Origin of the sequence: Stenotrophomonas sp. CASM110 (genome assembly GCF_049384345.1) — a bacterium.
Taxonomy (GTDB): domain Bacteria; phylum Pseudomonadota; class Gammaproteobacteria; order Xanthomonadales; family Xanthomonadaceae; genus Stenotrophomonas; species Stenotrophomonas muris.
The window spans coordinates 1-20681 of record NZ_JBMRGI010000014.1; the positions used below are offsets into that span (position 1 = coordinate 1).

18 protein-coding genes are annotated in these 20681 nt (G+C 68.8%); 7 read left to right on the top strand and 11 right to left on the bottom strand.

The genetic code is table 11. The features are described from left to right. Positions 1-41 precede the first annotated feature (41 nt). The 5 genes from bioC to bioB all read right to left on the bottom strand — a co-directional run bounded on the left by bioC (position 42) and on the right by bioB (position 4880). A complete protein-coding gene (bioC, locus tag VG561_RS13315) occupies positions 42-926 on the bottom strand; it encodes a malonyl-ACP O-methyltransferase BioC (RefSeq protein ID WP_014648766.1) in 885 nt (294 codons plus the stop codon). 12 nt (positions 927-938) lie between these two features. Further along, entirely contained in the window at positions 939-1718 is a 780-nt protein-coding gene (locus tag VG561_RS13320; RefSeq protein WP_014648765.1) for an SDR family oxidoreductase, read from the bottom strand. 29 nt (positions 1719-1747) lie between these two features. Further along, positions 1748-2527 (bottom strand): pimeloyl-ACP methyl ester esterase BioH, encoded by a 780-nt coding sequence (gene bioH / locus VG561_RS13325; RefSeq protein WP_142235063.1) that lies wholly within the window; start codon positions 2525-2527, stop codon positions 1748-1750. An 18-nt stretch (positions 2528-2545) separates the two neighbouring features. After that, positions 2546-3769, bottom strand: coding sequence for an 8-amino-7-oxononanoate synthase (gene bioF, locus VG561_RS13330; RefSeq protein ID WP_423179671.1), 1224 nt, complete (start codon positions 3767-3769; stop codon positions 2546-2548). Positions 3770-3836: 67 nt separating this feature from the next. Then, positions 3837-4880, bottom strand: coding sequence for a biotin synthase BioB (bioB, locus tag VG561_RS13335; RefSeq protein WP_414611532.1), 1044 nt, complete (start codon positions 4878-4880; stop codon positions 3837-3839). Between the two features lie 103 nt (positions 4881-4983). Between bioB and VG561_RS13340 the strand changes: the two genes are divergently transcribed. The 6 genes from VG561_RS13340 to VG561_RS13365 all read left to right on the top strand — a co-directional run bounded on the left by VG561_RS13340 (position 4984) and on the right by VG561_RS13365 (position 9610). Further along, a complete protein-coding gene (locus tag VG561_RS13340) occupies positions 4984-5604 on the top strand; it encodes a DUF3658 domain-containing protein (RefSeq protein ID WP_414611551.1) in 621 nt (206 codons plus the stop codon). 115 nt (positions 5605-5719) lie between these two features. Continuing rightward, on the top strand, positions 5720-6280 hold the full coding sequence (locus VG561_RS13345) for an HAD family hydrolase (protein ID WP_197605272.1): 561 nt from the start codon (positions 5720-5722) through the stop codon (positions 6278-6280). A gap of 123 nt (positions 6281-6403) precedes the next feature. Continuing rightward, the gene (locus VG561_RS13350) at positions 6404-7744 is read left to right on the top strand and encodes a chloride channel protein (protein ID WP_014648760.1); all 1341 of its coding nucleotides are present in this window, start codon (positions 6404-6406) and stop codon (positions 7742-7744) included. A 93-nt stretch (positions 7745-7837) separates the two neighbouring features. Then, positions 7838-8533 carry a ComF family protein gene (locus tag VG561_RS13355; protein WP_126411480.1) on the top strand — a complete coding sequence of 232 codons (696 nt, stop codon included), beginning with the start codon at positions 7838-7840 and terminating at the stop codon, positions 8531-8533. Between the two features lie 58 nt (positions 8534-8591). Then, positions 8592-9143, top strand: a complete 552-nt coding sequence (locus tag VG561_RS13360) for an HdeD family acid-resistance protein (RefSeq protein WP_014648758.1) — start codon at positions 8592-8594, stop codon at positions 9141-9143. Next, the gene (locus tag VG561_RS13365) at positions 9140-9610 is read left to right on the top strand and encodes a SecDF P1 head subdomain-containing protein (protein WP_142235064.1); all 471 of its coding nucleotides are present in this window, start codon (positions 9140-9142) and stop codon (positions 9608-9610) included. Before VG561_RS13360 ends, VG561_RS13365 begins: the two co-directional genes overlap by 4 nt. 52 nt (positions 9611-9662) lie before the next feature. Here the strand turns inward: VG561_RS13365 and VG561_RS13370 are convergent, their stop codons facing one another. The 6 genes from VG561_RS13370 to VG561_RS13395 form a co-directional block, all read right to left on the bottom strand. Then, positions 9663-11441: an MFS transporter gene (locus VG561_RS13370; protein ID WP_423179672.1), complete on the bottom strand. Its 1779-nt coding sequence runs from the start codon at positions 11439-11441 to the stop codon at positions 9663-9665. Positions 11442-11633: 192 nt separating this feature from the next. Next, positions 11634-12749 carry an N-acetylglucosamine-6-phosphate deacetylase gene (nagA, locus tag VG561_RS13375; protein ID WP_423179673.1) on the bottom strand — a complete coding sequence of 372 codons (1116 nt, stop codon included), beginning with the start codon at positions 12747-12749 and terminating at the stop codon, positions 11634-11636. Continuing rightward, positions 12746-13522: a DeoR family transcriptional regulator gene (locus tag VG561_RS13380; protein WP_014038836.1), complete on the bottom strand. Its 777-nt coding sequence runs from the start codon at positions 13520-13522 to the stop codon at positions 12746-12748. The genes nagA and VG561_RS13380 overlap by 4 nt, the downstream gene beginning before the upstream one ends. 33 nt (positions 13523-13555) lie before the next feature. Next, positions 13556-14890 carry a D-tagatose-bisphosphate aldolase, class II, non-catalytic subunit gene (locus VG561_RS13385; RefSeq protein ID WP_423179674.1) on the bottom strand — a complete coding sequence of 445 codons (1335 nt, stop codon included), beginning with the start codon at positions 14888-14890 and terminating at the stop codon, positions 13556-13558. Between the two features lie 16 nt (positions 14891-14906). Beyond that, entirely contained in the window at positions 14907-15845 is a 939-nt protein-coding gene (locus tag VG561_RS13390) for an ROK family protein (protein WP_046433033.1), read from the bottom strand. Further along, complete coding sequence (locus VG561_RS13395) at positions 15838-16992, bottom strand: SIS domain-containing protein (protein ID WP_423179675.1); 1155 nt, start codon at positions 16990-16992, stop codon at positions 15838-15840. The genes VG561_RS13390 and VG561_RS13395 overlap by 8 nt, the downstream gene beginning before the upstream one ends. Positions 16993-17314: 322 nt before the next feature. On the opposite strand from VG561_RS13395, the gene VG561_RS13400 reads away from it, so the two are divergent. Continuing rightward, positions 17315-20674, top strand: a complete 3360-nt coding sequence (locus tag VG561_RS13400) for a TIM-barrel domain-containing protein (protein WP_169412616.1) — start codon at positions 17315-17317, stop codon at positions 20672-20674. Positions 20675-20681: the final 7 nt, after the last annotated feature.

Consider the following 20681-nt stretch of genomic DNA (forward strand, 5'->3'; position numbering starts at 1 on the left):
GTGGGGGGCGCGCCCCCCCCGCCCCCCCCACGACCGGGCGATCAGGTCTGCTTGCGCCGGATCGGAATCGCCGACACCGGCACCGAGGCCACGTCATGCCCGCCTTCGCGGATCGGTGCGCCCGGGTCCGGTGCCCAGGCGTGGGCGTAGATCACTTCCCAGCTGCTGGGCAGCTTGCCGTCGGCGCGTCGCATCGGTTCATACGCCGCTGCCGCCGCGGCGAAGCGGCCACGCCCGGTCAGCGTGTGACGGCGGTCCACCCGCGCATTGGTCGCGCCCATCGCGCGCAGCTCCCGCATCAACGAGGGCAGGTCGTCGTAGGTCAGGGTGAACAGGTCGCGGTCCAGCACCGGGTCGCGGAAACCGGCCATCATCAGCGCATCGCCGAACTGGGCGATCTGCGCGAAGCGGCTCACGTGCGGGCGATCATCGGCGGCTGCGAAGGCCTCATTGAGTTCGACCAGCGTGTCGGGGCCGAAGGTGGAGCACAGCAGCAGGCCGCCGGGCTTGAGCACGCGACGGAAGCCGGCGAACACTGCCGGCAGGTCGTCCACCCACTGCAGGCACAGGTTGCTGAAGATCACGTCCACGCTGTTGTCGGCCAGTGGCAGCGCGGCGGCGTCGCCGCACAGGCGCTGGAACGGCTTCCACCAGCCGGCCTGGCGCTTGGCCTGATCCAGCATCGGCAGCGCCACGTCCAGCGCGATCACCTGCGCCTTCGGCCAGCGCTTCTTCATCAGCGCACTGGCGTGGCCGGTACCCGCGCCGATGTCCAGCACTACCTCGGGCTTGCGTGCCTCCAGGTAGTCCAGCGATTCCACCAGCCGCGCCTGCACCTCGCGCTGCAGGGCGGCGGCGGCGTCGTAGCTGTTGGCGGCGCGGGCGAACGCGCGGCGGACATGGCGGGCATCGAAGTGGGACGGCATTGCGAAAGTCTCTTAGAACGTACCGGGGTAGGCGCCGCCGTCGATCAGCAGGTTCTGCCCGGTGAGGTAACCGGCCTGTGCGCTGCACAGGAAGGCGCAGGCCGCGCCGAATTCATCCGCCGTGCCGAAGCGGCCGGCCGGGATCTGCTGGCGGCGGCGTTCGGCCACTTCGGCAGCATTGCCGTCCTTGCCCGCACTGTGGGCGAAGTTGGCGCGCAGGCGGTCGGTGTCGAACTGGCCGGGCAGCAGGTTGTTGATGGTGACGTTGTGCGCCACGGTACGGCGCGACAGGCCGGCGACGAAGCCGGTCAGGCCGCTGCGCGCGCCGTTGGACAGCGCCAGGATGTCGATCGGGGCCTTCACCGCCGACGAGGTGATGTTGACGATGCGGCCGAAGCCACGCGCGATCATCGCGTCCACGGTGGCGCGGATCAGCGCGATCGGCGCCAGCATGTTGGCGTCCAGCGCGGCGATCCAGTCGTCGCGCTCGAAACTGCGGAAGTCGCCCGGCGGCGGGCCACCGGCATTGGTGACCAGGATGTCCACCTGCGGGCACGCGGCGAGCGCTGCGGAGCGACCGGCCTCGGTGGTCACGTCGGCGGCGACCACGCGGACTTCGGCGGCGCCGGGCAGCGCGCGCAGCGCTTCGGCGGCGGCCTGCAGCGCAGCCTCACCACGGGCCACGATCACCACGTTGACGCCCTCGCGCACCAGCGCGCGTGCGCAGCCCAGGCCCAGCCCCTTGCTTGCGCCGCAGACCAGTGCCCAGCGGCCGTTGATACCCAGATCCATGCATCAATCCTGCGGAATGAGGAAGGCGCTCATTGTCCGCCATCGGCCGGTGACAGGCCGGCAACGAAGTGTTGCAGGGCGGCGGCCACCTCGTCGGCATGGCCGAGGAAGGGCGCATGGCCGCCGTGGGCGATGGTCAGCGCCTGCGCACCGGGGGCCAGTGCCGCGGCGGCCTGCATTGCCGCCGGAGACACCAGCCGGTCACGCTGGCCGGCGATCCACAGGCTGGGCTTGGCCAGCGTCGGCAGTGCGCCACGCAGGTCGGTGCTTTCCAGCAGGCGCAGGCCTTCCAGCAGGGCGCGTTCGGTGGGTGCACCGCGCTCGACCAGGCGCTGGCGCAGCGTGCGCAGCTCCTCGCGGGCGTGTGCCGAGCCCATGACATCCAGCGCCAGGAAGCGTTCCAGGGTGCCACCGAAGTCGGTGGCCAGCTCGCGCCCGAACTGCTCGAACACCGCCGGCTCCACCGCATGCGGCCAGTCGTCGCCACGCACGAAGCGCGGCGTGGCCGCGATCATCGCCAGCCCGCGCACCTTCGGCAGTGTCGCGGCGGCGTGCAGCGCGAACAGGCCGCCCAGCGACCAGCCGCACCACACCGCAGGCGGCGTGGCCGCGGCAATGGCATTGACCACGAACGGCAGGCGCAGCGGCGTGGTGTCCTCGCGGCTGTGGCCATGGCCCGGCAGATCAACCAGATGCAGGGTGAAGTGACCGGCCAGGCGTTGCACCAACGGCGCGAACACGCCGCCCTGCAGGGCCCAGCCATGGATCAGTACCAGGTCCGGCCCCTGGCCGGTGACGTCGATATGCATGGGGAAACGGCAACAGGCTCAGGCAAAGACAGGCAGCGGCGGTGGCGCGGCCTCACGCGCGGCCAGGTCGACGCGATCGCGCGCGCTGGCAATGGCTTCGACCAGGCCACGCACCTGCTCGGGGGTGTGCAGCGCGGACAGCGTGACGCGCAGGCGTGCCTTGCCTTCGGGAACCGTGGGCGGGCGGATCGCGCCGACCAGCCAACCGGCCTGTTCCAACGCCTGGGACATCGCCACGGCGCGATGGTCGTCGCCACACAGCAGCGGCTGGATCGGCGTTTCCGAGGCCATCAGGTCCAGGCCATGGCGGCGGGCTTCGCCGCGGAACAGCGCGATCAGATCGGTCAGTTTCGAGCGCCGCCAGTTGTCACGGCGCGCCAGGCGCACCGCTTCCAGTGCTGCGGCGGCCAGCGCCGGCGGCATCGCAGTGGTGTAGATGTACGGGCGTGCGGTTTCGGCCAGGTGCTCGACCAGGTCGTCGCGGCCCAGCACCAGCGCGCCGGATCCGCCCAGTGCCTTGCCCAGCGTGACCAGCTGCAGCGGCACATCGTCCACGCCCAGCCCGGCGGCGGCCACGGCACCACGGCCATCACCGACCACGCCCACGCCGTGTGCATCGTCCACATAGAACAGCGCCTGCTGCAGGCGTGCCACCAGCGACAATGCACGCAGCGGTGCGATGTCGCCATCCATGCTGAAGACACCGTCGGTGGCCAGCATCGCCGCGCCATCGGGCGCGTGCTTGAGCTGGCGCATCGCGCCTTCGGCGTCGAGGTGCGGATAACGGCGCAGGCGCGCACCCGCCAGCCGCGTCGCATCGAGCAGGCTGGCGTGGTTGAGCTTGTCCTGCACGCACACATCGTTCTCTTCGCTCAGCAGCGCCTGCTGCACGGCCAGGTTGGCGGCGAAGCCACTGCCGAACAGCAGCGCGCGCGGGTAGCCCAGCCACTCCGCCACTTCGCGCTCCAGTGCCTCATGCAGGGCGTGGTGGCCGCAGACCAGATGCGAGGCGCCCGCGCCGGAGCCTTCGCGTGCGGCCGCATCCTGCAATGCGTTGACCACGCTGAACTGCTGGGCCAGGCCCAGGTAATCGTTGCTGCAGAAGCAGGTCAGCCACTGGCCGTCCACCTCCAGGCGGACGCCATCACGACGGCTGACCGTGCGCCGCGTGCGGCGACGGCCTTGGGCATCGCGCAGGGCGCGTTGGGCGTGGAGGCGGGCGGTCAGGTCGGGGCGGGCCATGGCGGCTGAATGCGGCGACGGGGCGGCTAGGGTAGCGCGTTGCCGCGGCGCCTGCTTGCGGCCCGTCTCAGGCCGCGTGAGCGCAGCCACAGGCGGGCGCATCGGCGCTGATATCAGCGTGCACGGTGCCGCCGTGGTCGTGGCCCTCGGCATCCACCTGCACCGCCATCGGCTGCAACCCCAGCCGCGCGAACAGGGCCAGGTCGCGCTCGCTCTCCGGGTTGCCGGTGGTCAGCAGCTTGTCGCCGTAGAAGATCGAGTTGGCACCGGCCACGAAGCACAGCGCCTGCAGTTCGTCGCTCATCGCCTCGCGACCGGCCGACAGCCGCACCATCGAACGCGGCATGGCGATGCGTGCCACCGCGATCATGCGCACGAACTCGAACGGATCCAGTTCGGCACTGCCATGCAGTGGCGTGCCCGCCACCTGCACCAGCTTGTTGATCGGCACCGAATCGGGATGCGCCGGCAGCGTGGCCAGCGCCAGCAGCAAGCCCACGCGCTGCGCGCGCGTCTCGCCCATGCCGATAATGCCGCCGCAGCAGGTTTTCAGACCGGCATCGCGCACGTGCGCCAGCGTGTCCAGGCGGTCCTGGTACTGGCGCGTGTGGATGATCGAATCGTAGTAGTCCGGCGCGGTGTCGAGATTGTGGTTGTAGTAGTCCAGGCCGGCGTCCTTCAGCGCACGCGCCTGCTCGCCACTGAGCATGCCCAGCGTGGCGCAGGTTTCCAGGCCCAGCGCCTTCACCCCGGCGATCATCGCCGCCACCTTCGGGATGTCGCGGTCCTTCGGCGATCGCCACGCGGCACCCATGCAGAAGCGCGATGCGCCGGCAGCCTTGGCCTGGCGTGCCTTGGCCAGCACCGCGTCGGTGTCCATCAGCTTCTGCGCGTTCACCCCGGTGCTGTAGCGCTGTGCCTGCGGGCAGTACGCGCAGTCTTCCGGGCAGCCGCCGGTCTTCACCGACAACAGCGTGGACACCTGCACCTGCGCTGGGTCGAAGTGCTCGCGATGGACTGCGGCAGCGCGGAACAGCAGCTCGGGGAACGGCAGATCGAACAGCGCCTGCAGTTCGTCGTGTTGCCAGTCGTGGCGGATGGCAGCAGCCATGGCGGGACCTTGGGTACGAGTGGAGCGAGGGCGGCAGTGTCGGTGGGTTGGTGAGCCCTGTCAACTTGATTGATTCCCATGTGGTTTACATCGGTTGACCGCCATGAATGGGCGCTACGGTGTAAGTTCATTGCTGCATACGGACGCGCGAGCACGTGCCATGAACAGCTACCAGCCCTACCCGATCCGCCGCGACGCGGTGCTGTGCAGCCTTGCCGAACTGCCCGACGGCGGCCTGCGCGTGGTGCTGGATGATCTGCGCCAGTCCGACACGCCAGGGGAGTGGAAGAACCACGTCTTCGTGACCTTCAAGGACTACCCGGCAGGGCAGCTCGATCCGGCGACGTTGCCGAAGGAGGAGCTCGAGGCTTTCGGCCACTATGTGCTGGTTCGCCTGTTGGCCATCAATGGCTGCCTGCGCGATACGGACGAGCGCTCCGACAACGATGCCCATCTCACTGACCTGGCGCGGCAGAACATCGCCGCGCTGACCAGCGAGGACATCGCCTCGATCGATGAGCAGCTGTTCTCCCTCTGCGACGGGCAGTTCCGAAAGATCGCCTACATTGTGGGCATGGTCATGTCGCTGCAGCCGAAGTGCCGATCGGGAATTCCCGATGTGTTCTATGCAGGGCGTGTACGCATGCTGGTGGAACGGGGCATGTTGCAGGCACAGGGCGACCTCGCGCGGATGGGCTGTTGCGAAGTGCGCGTCCGGCAGTAGGCTTGCGCCCACCAGGACCTGGCTGTAACTGTGCTTACATCTACCTGCTGGAAGGACACATGCTGAAGTCCATCCAGAAGATGGCGGCAGCTGAGGCAATGAAAGAAGGATGCGCATGGAACCGGACACGATGCCGCAGGGCGGAAAGCTGCTGATACTCGATCTGGATGAGACGCTGGTGCATGCCAGCGAGCGTGAACTGGAGCGAGCCGCGGATTTCCGCCTCGTCGGCTACCACGTCTACCTGCGGCCCCATCTGCAGGCATTCCTCGACTATGCCTTTGCCCATTTCACGGTGGGTGTGTGGACGTCGTCCGGGCAACTGTACGCCGAACCGCTGGTGGACCGGCTGATGCCGGGGCGTCCGCTGGCGTTCCTGTGGTCCGCGCCGCGGTGCAGCACGGCCCGTGATTGGGAAACCGGCGGTTACACCTCGCAGAAGCGGCTGGGCAAGCTGAAGCGCCACGGCTTCCGTTTGGAGCAGATGATCGGTATCGATGACACGCCCGGCAAGTACGCCAGAAACTACGGAAATCTGGTCGCGGTGCGTGAGTTCACCGGTGATCCGGCTGATGACGAGCTGGCCCATCTGCAGCTGTATCTGGAGTGGCTGCGGCAGCAGCCCAACGTGCGAGCGGTGGAGAAGCGCCGGTGGCGGGAGCGCCTGCAGGCATAGGTAGCTGCACAGGGCAGGTGCTATCGGCGAGCACCCGCACTCGCGCGTTTCACCGCATCCTGCAAGGCCTGCAGCCACAATAGCCGCTGCCCAACGCAAGCGCTGGCGCGCAGACTGTGCCCCATGACCGATCTCCATCGCCTCCGCGGCCGCATCACCGCGCTGGTTCTCAGCGAGGCCTGGCGCCGCCGCGCCGCGCTCTGGGGCGGCGCTGTGGCCGTAGCGCTGGTGGCCATCCTGTTCGCCAAGGCCAGCGACGCGGCCTTCCATCTGTTCCAGCGCATCACCGCGCACTCGCCGTGGTGGGCCCTGCTGCTCACGCCGGGCATCTTCGCGCTGCTGGCCTGGTTGACCAGTGGCGTGCTGAAGCCCACGCGGGGCAGCGGCATTCCGCAGGTCATCGCTGCGTTGGACAAGCCCGATGAGCCATTCCGGAAGACCAATCTTTCCCCTGCGGTCTCAGCCGGCAAGCTGCTGCTGACCTCGTTGTCGCTGCTCGGCGGCGCGTCCGTCGGACGCGAAGGTCCCACGGTGCATGTGGGTGCCAGCCTGATGTACCTGTTCGGCCGCTGGTTCGGCTTCAAGGATCCTCGCGAGCTCTCGCACTTCCTGCTGGCCGGCGGTGCAGCGGGCATTGCCGCGGCGTTCAACACGCCGCTGGCCGGCATCGTATTCGCCATCGAGGAGCTCAGCGGCCGTTTCGAGCATCGCTTCTCCGGCACCCTGCTGACGGCGGTGATCGTCGGTGGCGTGGTGTCGCTGGGCCTGCTTGGCAACTACACCTACTTCGGCCATGTGAGCGCGCGGCTGCCGCTGGGGCAGGGCTGGCTGGCGATCCTGCTGTGCGGCGTGGTGGCCGGGCTGCTGGGCGGCCTGTTCGCGCGCGCGGTGCTGGCCAGTGCGGCGGGCCGCCCGCGTTGGCTGGGCCAGCTGCGCCAGCGGCATCCGGTGCTGCTGGCCGCAGGCTGCGGCCTGGCGGTGGTGGCACTGGCTTTGACGTTCGGCGACGGCGCGTTCGGCACCGGCTACGAACAGGCGCGCAGCCTGGTGCAGGGGCAGGCGTTGGTCGGCCACGAGTTCGGGTTGATGAAGCTGCTGGCCAACCTGGCATCGTACGTGGCCGGCATACCCGGCGGCCTGTTCTCGCCCGCGTTGGCGGTCGGCGCGGGGCTGGGCCACAACCTGGCGGTGCTGATGCCGGGCGTGGACCCACGTGCGTTCGTGCTGCTGGGCATGTGCGCCTACCTGACCGGCGTCACCCAGGCACCGCTGACCTCGGCGGTGATCTCGCTGGAGCTGACCGACAGCGGCGATCTGCTCCTGCCGATCCTGGCCACGGTGCTGATCGCGCGGGGCGTGTCCGGTCTGGTATGCCGGGTGCCGATCTATCGTGGGTTGGCGGAGGTGTTGACGGCGTCGGCCGTTGCATCAACCGGGCCTGGGCAGGGCGGACGCCTTTCCTGATCGGCAGCACCCTCTGCAGTTGCGGGCAGTCCCGACACTGCGATCGGTGCTTCGCCGATGGCCGCACATGGGCAGCGCGATGAAGCATGGGCAATGCGCATTGATCTCCTGCGTTCGGCAACCCGTGTCTCCCGCGCACTGCTGGGTGTCCTGCTGCCACTGCGCTGCCTGGTCTGCGGCGATCCGGGCCATGATGATCTCGATCTGTGCCGCGGCTGCCTCGCCGGACTGCCCTGGGCCGGTCGCGCCTGCCTGCGGTGTGCACTGCCGTTGCCGGATGAGGGCCTGATCGTCTGCGGCAGCTGCCGCGAGGAAGCACCACCGCAGACGGCCACGCACGCCAGCCTGCTGTACCTGCCGCCGGTGGACCAGCTGCTGCTGCGCTACAAGTTCCATCAGGACCTGGCGGCCGGTCGCCTGCTGGCGCAGTTGATGCAGCGCGCACCACCGCCCTGGTCCTGCCCGCCGCTGGTGCCGGTGCCGCTGCACCGCCGGCGCCTGCGCCAGCGCGGCTACAACCAAGCTGCCGAGCTCTGCCGGCTGCTGCCGTTGCCGGTCTGGCAGGGGCTGTACCGGCGGCGGCACACCGCACCGCAGTCCGAACGCACGGCCGAACAGCGCAGGGAAAACCTGTTCGATGCGTTCGATGTCCACGGGCCGGTGCCCACGCATCTGACCGTGGTCGACGACGTGATGACCACCGGCAGCACGGTGATGGAAATCGCCGAAACCCTGCGCTGCGTTGGCGCCAGAGAGGTGCGGGTATGGGTGTGCGCGCGGGTGCCGTGATCGCTCCCTTCATCGCCACGGGCTAGGATGAACCCGGTTCCGGATCGAAGGAGTGACCATGAATTCCCCCTTGTCTCCCTTGTTGTCAGCGGTTGGCCGCAGCTGGTGGATCCTGCTGCTGTATGGCCTGGTCGCGCTCGGCTTCGGCATCATCGCCATCGGCTGGCCGCTGTCCGCAGCCATGGCATTGGCCTGGACGCTGGGCGTGATGGCCATCATCGAAGGGGTCATCAGCCTGTTCGCACTGATCAGTGGTGGCAGCGGCGCCTCGCGCGGCTGGCTGGCGCTGTATGCCATCGCTTCGCTGGGCTTCGGCATCCTGGCGGTGATCAACCCGCTGGCCACCGCCAGCGTGCTGGTGCTGTTCCTGGCGGCGTGGCTGCTGGTAGCCGGCATCTATCGCATCGTCTTCGCGATCCGCGTGCGCAAGCAGATCCAGGGCGAGTGGCTGCTGATCCTCAGTGGCGTGCTGGCGGTGGTGCTGGGGCTGCTGTTCGCGGCCAATCCATACGCAGGCGTGGCGGTGACCACGCTGTGGATCGGCATTGGCAGCCTGCTGTACGGGCTGCTGCAGGTGCTGGTGGCATTCAAGCTGCGGAAGCTGAAATGAGGGGCGCGCTTCCGCTCCTGCTGGGCGCGGCGCTGGTGCTGGCCGGATGCATGCCGGGTGCCACGCCCGGTGCGCTGGCAGGCAAGGATCATGCGCCGCGCGCCGGCGTGGATGTGCGCCTGAGCGCGGTCGATGCGGCTGGCAACGGCACTCCGGCGCACTGGCAAGGTGAAACCCTGGCCCTGCGCGAGCCGCCGATTGCCGGCAGTGCGGACATCGCCGATGTGCGCTACGTGCTGGACGATGCCAAGCAGCCAGGCCTGCAGATCCGCTATCGGCCAGAAGCGCATCAGCGCATCCACGATGGCACCTCGGCCCTGGTGGGCCAGCGCGCGGCGATCATCGTGGACGGCCGCGTGCTGATGGTGGCGACGGTGAAAGGCCCCTTCGGGGAATCGATGATGCTGAGCGGGCTGCCGAGCATTGCCGAGGCGCAGGCGCTGGCCAGGCACATCACCGGTCAGTGACGGGCGCGCCAACACCACCACGCTACGCGCGGAGGTCGACCAAGGTCGACCGCTACCGTGCGAACCGTGCCTCGATCTCCTCCAGTGACTTGCCCTTGGTCTCCGGCAGCCAGAACGCGGCTACCAAGAAGAACACGAACGTGCACGCCGCCCAGAACAGGAACATGCTGGCGTAGCCGTAGTGGCCCACCGTGGGCAGGAAGATCGCCGCGATGGTGGTCGACACGAACTGGTTGATCAGCAGGGCGATGCTCATGCCGTTGGAGCGGATGCGATTGGGCATCAGTTCCGACAGTGCCAGCCACACGCAGACGCCGGGGCCGACCGCGAAGAACGCGACGAACACCAGGATGCAGGCGGCTACCGCCCAGCCATGCGCCGGCGGCGGCACCGGGCCGATGCGGGCCTGCTCGATGCGCAGCGGTGCCTGTGCGGCCTTGGCCGGGTCGGCGAACGGGTTCAGATGCAGCTTGCGGAAGAACGCGCCGATCACACTGTCCGGCTGCACGGTCCCGGCACGCTCGATTCGCAGCTCGCGGTCGGTCAGGCTGTCGCTGCGCAGGGCGCGCACATTGGTGAAGTCACCGTAGGCGTACGACACGGTCAGCTGCATCGGCCGGCCTTCGCTGTTTATGCCACCGCCCAGGCGCTGCCACTGTGCGTCGTCCAGCACCAGCCGCAGGCCGTCGCCGCTGACCGCCGCCTGCAGTTGCGGCTGCACGTCGGCGCGGCCACGCTCGGCCTGGAAGAACAGCGTGGCGGCGGCCAGCAGGGCCACGCAGATGCCGCCGCTGCCGAGCATCAGCAGGAACTTGCGGCCCTTGCGGTCGACCAGCAGCAGCGCGACCACGGTCATCACCGCGTTGAGCAGCTTGATCGCCACGTCGGCGCCGTTGGCCACCGAGCCGGACAGGCCGGCCTGGTTGAGGATGTTTACCGCGTAGGCCAGCACCGAATTGATGCCGGTGGCCTGGGTGCAGGCCAGCACCACGCAGGCCAGCACGAACGGCACCACGTAGCGTCGGCTGAGCAGTGGGTCGCGCTTGCCGTCGCTGCTGCTCGATTCCGGCGCCTGGATCTGTGCAAGGGTGGGTTCCACGTCGGCAGCAGGCAACACCCGCTGCAGGCTGCGGCGGGCATCATCGACGCGGCCGCGGCGCACCAGCCAGCGCGGCGATTCGGACAGCCAGAAGATGCCGGCACAGAACAGCAGGCCTGGCGCCAGGCAGCTCCAGAAGATGGTGCGCCAGGCCTGGTCCTTCACCGTGAACAGTTCCTGCGCCTGCTGCGCCAGCGGCAGCGAGCGCACGGCTTCGGCGGCGGCATCCACCGCGTGTGCGTGGTACAGCCCGATCAGTGCCGCCAACACCAGGCCGATGGTCAGCAGCAGCTGGAACATCGCCGCACCGCGTCCACGCCGCTCGGGGCTGAGCACTTCGGCCAGGTACAGCGGGATCACCACGCCGATCAGGCCGCCACTGATGCCCTGCAGCAGCCGCCCGAGCAGCAGCGGCGTGTAGCCCGAGGCCAGCGCCATGATCGGAATCGACGTGGTGAACAGCAGGCCGGCCAGCAGCATCGCACCGCGGCGACCGATCAGGTCGGCGACCATGCCGGCGAACAGCGAGGACAGCACGCTGCCCAGCAGTACCGCCGCCACCACGAAGCCGAGTTGCTGGCTGCTGAGCTGCCAGGCGTGGCTGGCCGTTGCCTCCAGGTAGGGCAGGGCACCGGCGATGATGCCGATGTCGATGCCGTACAGCAGGCCGCCGAGGCCGCCGATGAAGAGCAGGTAGCGTACGGGCCAGCGCGGGGCGGTGCTTGCAGTCATCGGCAGTTCCTGTGGTAGCGCCGGGCCAGGCCCGGCGGCGGTTCGTCGCAGAGTGCATTCTGTAGAGCCGAGCCATGCTCGGCTGCTTTCCGTTCCGATATCGAGGTTCCCCATGCCGCGCTTCGCGCGGTGAGCCGAGCATGGCTCGGCTCTACAGGGAGCCCATGCGGCATCCGGGCCGCATCGCTTGCGTCAGGTCAGATCGACCACGCGCCCACCAATGACCACCTGCTGCAGGCGCAGTTCGGCGTCCAGCACCACCAGGTCGGCGCGGGCGTCGGGCGCGATGCGGCCGCGATCGCCCAGGCCCAGATAGTCGGCCGGGAAGGTGGAAACCCGCTGCGAGGCGTCGGCCAGGTCCAGGCCGACGCGCACCAGGTTGCGCAGCGCCTGGTCCATGGTCAGTGCGCTGCCGGCCAGCGAACCCGTCGCCAGGCGCACGCAGCCGCCGCACTTGTGCACGCGCTGCTCGCCCAGCGCGTACTCGCCGTCGGGCATGCCGGTGGCGGCAGTCGCGTCGGTCACCGCGTACAGGCGCGGGATCGCGCGCGCGGCCAGCCGGATAACGCCGGGGTGGATGTGCTGCAGGTCGGGGATGATCTCGGCGTACTGCGCATGCGCCAGCGCCGCCGCCGCAATGCCCGGGCGATAGTGGTCAACGCCGGTCATGCCGTTGAACAGATGGGTGAAACCGGAGGCACCGGCCTGCAGCGCCGCCACGCCCTCCTCGTAGGTGCCGGCGCTGTGGCCCAGCTGCACGCGGATGCCCATCGCCGAAAGCGCGGGTATCAACGCGGTGTGCTCGCCGATCTCCGGTGCCAGCGTCATCACCCGGATCGGCGCCAGCGCGTGCAGCTGCTGCACCAGTGCCACCGTCGCCTCGATCGTACGATTGGGCTGTGCGCCCAGCCGCTGCGGGCTGATGAACGGTCCTTCCAGATGCACGCCGACGATGCTGGCGGCGTCGGTATCAGGCGCCGCCATTGCCGCAGCGACGCCGTGCAGCGCGTGCTCGATCTCGTCCAGCCCGGCGGTCATGGTGGTCGCCAGCAGCGTGGTGGTGCCGAAGCGCAGATGGGTGCGGGCGATGGTGCGTGCCACGTCGCCGCCCTGCATCAGGTCCACGCCGGCCGCGCCATGCACATGCAGGTCGACGAAGCCGGGCAGGATCACCGGCAGCTGCAGGTCGTCGGCGCCGCTGTGTTCGTCCACCTGCAGCCGGCGCACGCGTGAATCGAAGTGGACGTGCCCGCGCCGCCAGCCCAGCGGGGTGAGGATGCGGCCATGCAGGGTGCGGGTGTCGGTCATGCGGTGGGCTCGGCGATGATCACTTCGATGCCCAGCCGCTGCAGCCCTTCGCGGGTTGCATCGTCGATGCCGGCGTCGGTGATGATGGCGTGGATCTGGTCCAGCAGGGCGATGCGGTGCAGGCTGACGCGGCCGAACTTGGAGGCATCGGTCAGCACCACGATGCGGCGCGCACGCTCGACCATGCGGTGGTTGAGGCGGGCTTCGGCCTCGTCGTGGGTAGTCAGGCCGAACTGCAGGTCCAGGCCGTCCACGCCCAGGAACAGGGTGTCGAAGCTGTACGAGTTGAGGCTGGCTTCGGCCTGGCTGCCCTGCAGCGACAGCGACTGCTGGCGCAGCAGGCCACCGGTCAGCAGCACGGTGATGCCCGCGGCATTGGCCAGTTCCCAGGCGATGTTCAGGCCGTTGGTCATCACCGTCACGTCGCGATGCGCGCGCAGGTGGCGGGCCAGCGTCATCGTGGTCGAGCCGGAATCGATGATGATGTTGTCGCCCGGCTGCACCAGGCGCGCAGCGCGCGCACCGATCGATTCCTTCAGTGGCAGGTTCAGCGCGTCCTTCTCATGGATGTCCTGTTCCTGCGGCGGCGTGCGCACCAGGGTCGCGCCGCCGTGGGTGCGGTTGGCCAGGCCCTGCGATTCGAAGTGGGTCAGGTCGGCACGGATCGTCACCGCCGACACGCCGAAGCGCTCGACCAGATCGGCCACCTGCACCGAGCCGTGCTCGATCAGCAGCTGCAGGATCTGTTGCCGGCGGGAGCGGGTGTTGCGCATGGCCATTCTCGGTTTTGCGGGAAAAGGTAGAGATTAGCCGTTCGCAGGAACGCCGGCAGCCGAACCTGCGTTCTGCGTGCGGGGTCCGGCCTGGTTGGCGCTGCAGGCACGGGCGTACTCACCCAGGCACAGGCCGATGCGGTGCTGCACCAGCGCGGTGGGGGTGTCGGCCAGGCTGCCTTCGCGCACGGCGCGGTACTGCTCCGGCAGGTACTGGCTGAGCAGCACCAGCGGCGGCGCATGCTGCTCCAGGTTGGCGAACAGGGTCTGCACCGCCTGTACCAGCGCCGGCTCGCCCCAGTAGTAGCGGCAGCGGTCGCTGAAGGAATAACGGCGCAGCAGGCGCAGCGCGGCGGCATCGCCCTGGTAGTAGGACTGCCAGTACTTCGGCTGCGCCACCATCACCTCGTCCAGCACCTGCGGCAGGTGCGAGCACTGTGCGGCCGGCAGCAGTTCGGCCTCGATCGCGGCCAGCGCGAACAGCGCCTCGCGGTAGGCGAAGGTGGCCGCCGGGCCGACCTTGAGGATGGCGAAGTGGTCGCGTACCAGCGCATGCAGGCCGCTTTCGCGCTGGTAGTCGGTGGAATGCGCTTCGAACACGATGCGCGGCTGCCGCTCGAGGAAGTCGGCCAGCGCATGGGCGGCGTCCGGGTTGTACTCATGCACGCTGCTGTGGTCGAAGTCCACGCCCGGCTGCACCACCATCGCGATCACGCGCTGCCACGCATCGCGCAGCTGTGGCGTGTCGAACGCCTGCTGGTGGATGGCCAGGGTCTGCGCGGCGGCAGCCGGCGTGGTCACCTGCAGGCCTTCGGCCAGCGAGGCTTCGCCACCGGGAATCGGCACCTCGGTACCGATCACGTAGACCGGCGGCGGCAGGCCGTGTTCGGCGGCGGTGCGTTCGGCGATCTCGGCAAGCTCGGCCGAACGCGCAGCGACGATGGCATCGGGCAGCGGCACCGGGTCATCGGCGCAGGACATGCTGCAGTCGAGGTGGATCTTGTGGAAACCGGCGGCGACGTAGGCTTCGATCAGCACGCGCGCGTGGGTCATCGCTTCGGCCGCCGGGCGCTTCTGCCAGGCATTCGGGCCGAGATGGTCGCCGCCCAGGATCAGCCGTTCGCGTGGGAAGCCTTCCTCATCGGCCAGGGTGCCGACGTAATCGCGGTACTGCGGCGGGGTCATGCCGGTGTAGCCGCCGAACTGGTCGACCTGGTTGGAGGTGGCCTCGACCAGCAGCACGGTGCCATGTGCCTGTGCCACGTGCATGGCCGCGCGCAGCACCTGCTCGTTGCTGCAGCAGACGCTGTACAGGCCGACATTGGCACCGGCGCGGTGGGAAGCAAGCAGGGTCTGCAACGGGGACATGGTCAGGCTCCGGACATCAGGAAAACGAGGGTTGGCAGGCGAGCAGGGCGGCACCACGTGCGCCACCGGCATCGCCGAAGCGTGGCGGCACGATTGGTGGCACCTGCACACCCTTGAACAGGTGGGCGGCGATGGCGGCGGGCAGGTGCTGGTACAGCGGCGCGTACTGCGAAAGGCCGCCGCCGAGCACGATCACGTGCGGGTCCAGCGCCAGCACCAGCGCGGCCAGGCTGTGGCCGAGCAGGTCGCGATGGATGTCCAGCGCCTTGCGCGCGCGGGCATCACCGGCTTCGGCCAGGGCGATCACCGCGCTGGCGTCGGCGGCGCTGCCACCAAGGTGGCGCTCGATCATCGCCACGCCACTGCCGGACACATAACGCTCCACGCAGCCCTGCAGGCCGCAGGCGCAGTCGATCAGCGGCAGGCCGTGGCGCTGCAGCAGATGACCGGGCACGCTCCAGTGGCCCCATTCGCCGGCCAGCCCGTTGAAACCGGTCAGCAGGCGGCCCTGCACGCAGAAACCACCGCCAGCACCGGTGCCGAGGATGGCGCCGAACATGCTGGGGTAGCCGTCGGCGGCACCGCCGTGTGCTTCAGACAGGGCAAAACACTGCAGGTCGTTGCCGAAATGCAGCGGGCGTTGCAGCCGCGCCTGCAGGTCCGCGGCCACGCTGTGGCCGGTCAACGCAGGCACGTTCGCGCTGAGCTGGCGGCCGCTGCGGCGGTCGCGCACGCCGGGCAGGGCGATGCCGATCGCCGCATCACTGCGGCCCAGTGCGGCATCGGCCTCGGCGACCAGCGCCACGACTGCCTGCAGGAAACCGTCGTAGTCACCCTGTGGGGTGGCCACGCGGCGGCGCCAGGTAACCTGCATCGCCACATCGCACGCCACCAGCTCGATCTTGGTGCCGCCGATGTCGATGCCGTAGCAGGCGTGGGCGATCAGCTCAGCCATGGTGGATGGTGACGCCCTTGACGACGCGGTTGACGGTGCCGTCCGGGAACGGGTTGTCCGGGGTCAGGCCCAGCGCGGCCGAGCGCTGTAGTGCGAACAGCTGCGCAAAGCCCAGCCACACCGGTGCCAGCCACGGATCGTCCAGTGCCGGCACGGTGAGGGTGTATTCGTCGTCGGCGCCGATGTCCGAATGCGGACCGATCGCCAGCACCTGGCCGGCCACGCCGTCGCGGCGCAGTTCTTCCAGCAGGTCCTGTTCGTAGCGGCGCGCCAGCGGCTGCACGCTGCGCAGCACCACCACCAGGGTGTTGCCATCCAGCGTCGACTTCGGGCCATGACGGAAGCCCAGGGGTGTGTTGGCCAGCGCCAGCACGCGGCCAGCGGTGAGCTCCAGCACCTTCAGCGCGCACTCGCGTGCCAGTGCTTCCAGCGGGCCGCTGCCGAGGTAGATGATGCGGTTGAACGGGCGCTGCGTCAGTGTCGCCACCGGTGCATCCCACTGCGCCAGGCCTTCGCGGGCCAGCGCGGCGATCTGCTTCAGGCGCGTCACGCGCGCATCCCACGGCGAACGATCGAACACGGTCAGCGCGGCCAGCAGCATGCAGGTCAGGCTGCTGGTCATGGCGAAGGCGCGGTCGCAGCTGGCCGACGGCATCAGCAGGGTGCAGGTGTCGGCACGGCCGGCGCCACGGCGGGCCAGCTCGCCATCGGCGTTGCAGGTGATGTCGAGGAAGCGCGCGTCATCCACGTCGCTGCGCACGCGGTCCACCGCCGCCACGCTCTCCGGGCTGGAGCCACTGCGGCCGAACGAGACCAGCAGGGTCGGACGGTCGCGCTGCAGGTACAGCGCCGGGTGGGTCAGCAGACTGGTGGTGTGCACCACGCGCACCTCGGCGGGCCATTGCGCGTTGATCGCGTCGGCCACCATTTCGGCGATGAAGCCGGAGCTGCCGGCGCCGGTGAACAGCACGCGCTGGTTGGGATCGTTGAGGCTGTCGCCGAGGAAGGCCTGCAGGCGGTCGCGGGCACGCGACAGGTCCTGTGCCAGGGCGTCCCACAGCGCAGGCTGCTGGGCGATTTCGGTAGCGGTATCGGCTCCGCCAAGGCGCTGCCAGGCGGACACATCGGAAAGCAGGGTGACGTCCATTCGGAGGTTCCAGTTGGGCCAGCGCACCATCTGCGTTTTCTTTCGAAATGTCAAACATCGAAAGTAAAAAGAAAGAAAAAAGGTGGGTGGCTTTGCCTTGCCCGCGATGCCGGGAAAAACGAAAGGACCGACGGAATTCCGTATCGCACAATGCTTAACAGGCACCTGCAAGCGCTTACACAAAGTATTGCGGCGCAACAACTTTCGTTTCAACGGAATATATCTTCCTTTTTCCTTTCAATTTGTTGACATCTTTCGAATCGCTGCCCTAGAGTCGGCCCAATCGCTTTCGAAACGCCCGGTGAACGGGTTGGGAGTCCGCGTGGAAAACTGCGTTCGTCGCTCGCCGCTGATGCTGGCCCTGGTGCCGGCCTTGATGCTGGCGTCCATGACGGCCCGCGCCGAGCCGGTCGGCAACCTGCGTACGGTCAGCGCCAGCGCCAGCCGCGACGGCGTGCAGGGCTGGGACCTGCAGACCGACAAGGGCGCGCGCATCCGCATTGAACTGCCGGCGACCGACATCATCCGCGTGCAGGCCGGCCGCAACGGCACGTTGACCGGCGCCGGCGACAAGGCCGCGCCGATCGTGCTGCCGCAGCCCAAGGCGAGCGTGCAGGCGCAGCTGGAAGAAGACGCACAGGAAATCCGCGTGCGTACCGAGGCACTGGTACTGCATGTACAGCGGCAGCCGCTGCGCCTGCGCCTGGAACGGCTGGACAATGGCCAGCCCACCGCGCTGTGGCAGGAACTGCAACCGCTGGACCTGGATGCCACGCAGAGCGTGCAGGTGCTGTCCTCGCAGGCCGATGAGGGCTACTTCGGTGGTGGCCAGCAGAACGGCCGTTACCAGTTCAAGGGCCGCGAGCTGGAGGTGTCCTATTCCGGTGGCTGGGAAGAAGGTGATCGGCCGAGCCCGGCGCCGATGCTGCTGAGCAGCCGCGGCTGGGGCATGCTGCGCAATACATGGAGCGATGGCAGCTACGACCTGCGCCAGAGCGACCAGGCCACGCTGCTGCATCGCGAAGACCGCTTCGATGCGTACTACTTCGTGGGCGCCGACCTGCCCAAGCTGATCGAACGCTACACCCAGCTGACCGGCCGCCCCAACATGGTCGCGCGCTGGGCGCTGTCCTACGGCGATGCCGATTGCTACAACGACGGCGACAACAGCAGGAAGCCCGGCACCGTGCCCGAAGGCTGGAGCGACGGCCCGACCGGCACCACGCCCGATGTGATCGACAGCGTGGCCAAGCAGTACCGCGCCCACGACATGCCCGGTGGCTGGATTCTGCCCAACGATGGCTACGGCTGCGGCTACAAGCAGCTGCCGGAAACGGTGAAGGGGCTGGCCGGCTATGGCTTCCGCACCGGCCTGTGGACCGAGAACGGCGTCGACAAGATCGCGTGGGAAGTGGGCAAGGCCGGCAGCCGCGTGCAGAAGCTGGACGTGGCCTGGACCGGCAAGGGCTACCAGTTCGCGATGGACGCCAACCGCCAGGCATTCAACGGCATCCTCGACAATTCCGATTCGCGCCCGTTCCTGTGGACGGTGATGGGCTGGGCCGGCATCCAGCGCTACGCGGTGGCATGGACCGGCGACCAGAGCAGCAGCTGGGATTACATCCGCTGGCACGTGCCGACCCTGGTCGGTTCGGGCCTGTCCGGCATGGCCTACGCCAGCGGCGATGTGGATGCGATCTTCGGCGGAAGCGCCGAGACCTTCACCCGCGACCTGCAGTGGAAGGCGTTCACGCCGGTGCTGATGGGCATGAGCGGCTGGTCGTCGAACGCGCGCAAGCACCCGTGGTGGTACGACGAGCCCTACCGCAGCATCAACCGCGACTACCTGAAGTTGAAGATGCGCCTGACGCCATACATGTATGGGCTGGTGCACGAGGCCGCGCAGACCGGTGCACCGCCGGTGCGTGGCCTTATGTGGGACAACCCGCGCGATCCGCATGCGCAGGATGAAACCTACAAGTACCAGTTCCTGCTCGGCCGCGACCTGCTGGTGGCGCCGGTGTACCGCAGCCAGGCCGCCAGCCGTGGCTGGCGCCGCGACATCCACCTGCCGGCCGGCGGCTGGATCGACTACTGGGATGGCCGTCGCGTGCAGGCCGCCGCCGATGGCCGCCAGCTCGACCGCCAGGTGGACCTGGCCACGCTGCCGGTGTTCGTGCGTGCCGGTGCGATCCTGCCGATGTACCCGTCGATGCTGTTCGATGGCGAAAAACCGCTCGATGAAGTGACCTTCGACCTGTACCCGCAGGGCGACTCGCAGTACACGTTGTACGAAGACGATGGCAACACGCGCCGCTACCAGCAGGGCGAGTCGAGCACGCAGGTAATCCGCGTGCAGGCGCCGGCGCAGGGCAGTGGCCCGGTGCAGGTGCAGATCGACGCCGTGCAGGGCCAGTACAACGGCCAGCTGGCGCAGCGCCGCTACGGCCTGCGCGTACTCAGCCGGCAGGCACCACGTGCGGTGCAGGCCGGTGGCCGCGCGCTGCCGGCGCTGGCCGATGCTGCCGCCTTCAACAGCGCCAACGAGGGCTGGTACTTCGATGCCAAGGACCGCCGCGGCACCGTGCATGTGCGCACTGCCACCCAGGATATCCGCCAGCCACTGCAGCTGCAGCTGGACTTCGCAGTCGCTGCCGCAGCCACCGATGATGCCTATCCGGCCGCACCGGTGCTGGGCCGCGAACTGCCGGCCGACAGCCTGCTGGTGGTCAACCGCCCGGCCGAAGAGCCTGGCCATGCGTTGGAAAATGCTTTCGACGACGATCCGGCCACCTGGTTCCGCAGCGTGCGCAACCAGGCCGTGCGCACCGGCGCCCACGAGTGGGTGATCGGCTTCGGCGAGCGGAAGATGATCGATGGCATCGACATCGCGCCACGCAATGACAAGAACTGGAAGCACGGGCAGGTACGTGACTATGAGGTCTACCTGGGCGACAGCAACGGTGAGTGGGGCGAGCCGATCGCCCGTGGCCGCCTGCAGTTGAAGGAAGGCGTGCAGCGCATCGACTTCCCGGCCCACGCCGGCCGCCTGCTGCGCTTCCGCGTGCTGAGCGTGCAGAACCCCGAAGGCGACGGCGCCAGCAGCACCGACCCGATGGTCACCGCCGCACAGGGCAGCGCCCGCGCGTTCGATGCACTGCAGCCGCGCGATGTCGGCCCGATCGCCCTGTCCACCTTCCACATTCTCGAACACCAGGAACCGGAGCGACCGGCCCGGCAGCGCTATCTCTCCGAGCTGCCGGTGCCGGCCGCGCTGGCCAGCCAGCTGCGTACCGACCAGTCCTTCCGTGGCGACGCCGGCATGCGCATGAACGGCCTGCAGTTCCGCCGTGGCCTGGGGGTCGGCGCCAACAGCCGCATCGACCTGCGCCTGCAGGGCGGCTGGCACCTGCTGCGTGCCGACCTCGGCATCGACGACGCCTGCCGCAACGCCGGCGGCCTGCAGTTCCAGGTATGGGGCGACAACCGCCTGCTGTACGACAGCGGCCTGGTGAAGGCGCCCGGCGTGGTCAAGCCGGAGCTGGACATCCGTGGCCTTTCCACCCTGAGCCTGCGCACGCTGGGTGCGCAGGGCAGCCAACCCGCCCAGGTCTGTGCCAACTGGGCCAACGCCGTACTGATCGGCCAGGAGGGCGACTCCGCCAGCATCGTCGCCCCATGACCCCCAC

Coding starts and splice junctions, on each gene's coding strand:
- bioC (WP_014648766.1), bottom strand. CDS start 926: ATGCCGTCCCACTTCGATGCCCGCCATGTCCGCCGCGCGTTCGCCCGC.
- VG561_RS13320 (WP_014648765.1), bottom strand. CDS start 1,718: ATGGATCTGGGTATCAACGGCCGCTGGGCACTGGTCTGCGGCGCAAGC.
- bioH (WP_142235063.1), bottom strand. CDS start 2,527: ATGCATATCGACGTCACCGGCCAGGGGCCGGACCTGGTACTGATCCAT.
- bioF (WP_423179671.1), bottom strand. CDS start 3,769: ATGGCCCGCCCCGACCTGACCGCCCGCCTCCACGCCCAACGCGCCCTG.
- bioB (WP_414611532.1), bottom strand. CDS start 4,880: ATGGCTGCTGCCATCCGCCACGACTGGCAACACGACGAACTGCAGGCG.
- VG561_RS13340 (WP_414611551.1), top strand. CDS start 4,984: ATGAATGGGCGCTACGGTGTAAGTTCATTGCTGCATACGGACGCGCGA.
- VG561_RS13345 (WP_197605272.1), top strand. CDS start 5,720: ATGGAACCGGACACGATGCCGCAGGGCGGAAAGCTGCTGATACTCGAT.
- VG561_RS13350 (WP_014648760.1), top strand. CDS start 6,404: ATGACCGATCTCCATCGCCTCCGCGGCCGCATCACCGCGCTGGTTCTC.
- VG561_RS13355 (WP_126411480.1), top strand. CDS start 7,838: ATGCGCATTGATCTCCTGCGTTCGGCAACCCGTGTCTCCCGCGCACTG.
- VG561_RS13360 (WP_014648758.1), top strand. CDS start 8,592: ATGAATTCCCCCTTGTCTCCCTTGTTGTCAGCGGTTGGCCGCAGCTGG.
- VG561_RS13365 (WP_142235064.1), top strand. CDS start 9,140: ATGAGGGGCGCGCTTCCGCTCCTGCTGGGCGCGGCGCTGGTGCTGGCC.
- VG561_RS13370 (WP_423179672.1), bottom strand. CDS start 11,441: ATGACTGCAAGCACCGCCCCGCGCTGGCCCGTACGCTACCTGCTCTTC.
- nagA (WP_423179673.1), bottom strand. CDS start 12,749: ATGACCGACACCCGCACCCTGCATGGCCGCATCCTCACCCCGCTGGGC.
- VG561_RS13380 (WP_014038836.1), bottom strand. CDS start 13,522: ATGCGCAACACCCGCTCCCGCCGGCAACAGATCCTGCAGCTGCTGATC.
- VG561_RS13385 (WP_423179674.1), bottom strand. CDS start 14,890: ATGTCCCCGTTGCAGACCCTGCTTGCTTCCCACCGCGCCGGTGCCAAT.
- VG561_RS13390 (WP_046433033.1), bottom strand. CDS start 15,845: ATGGCTGAGCTGATCGCCCACGCCTGCTACGGCATCGACATCGGCGGC.
- VG561_RS13395 (WP_423179675.1), bottom strand. CDS start 16,992: ATGGACGTCACCCTGCTTTCCGATGTGTCCGCCTGGCAGCGCCTTGGC.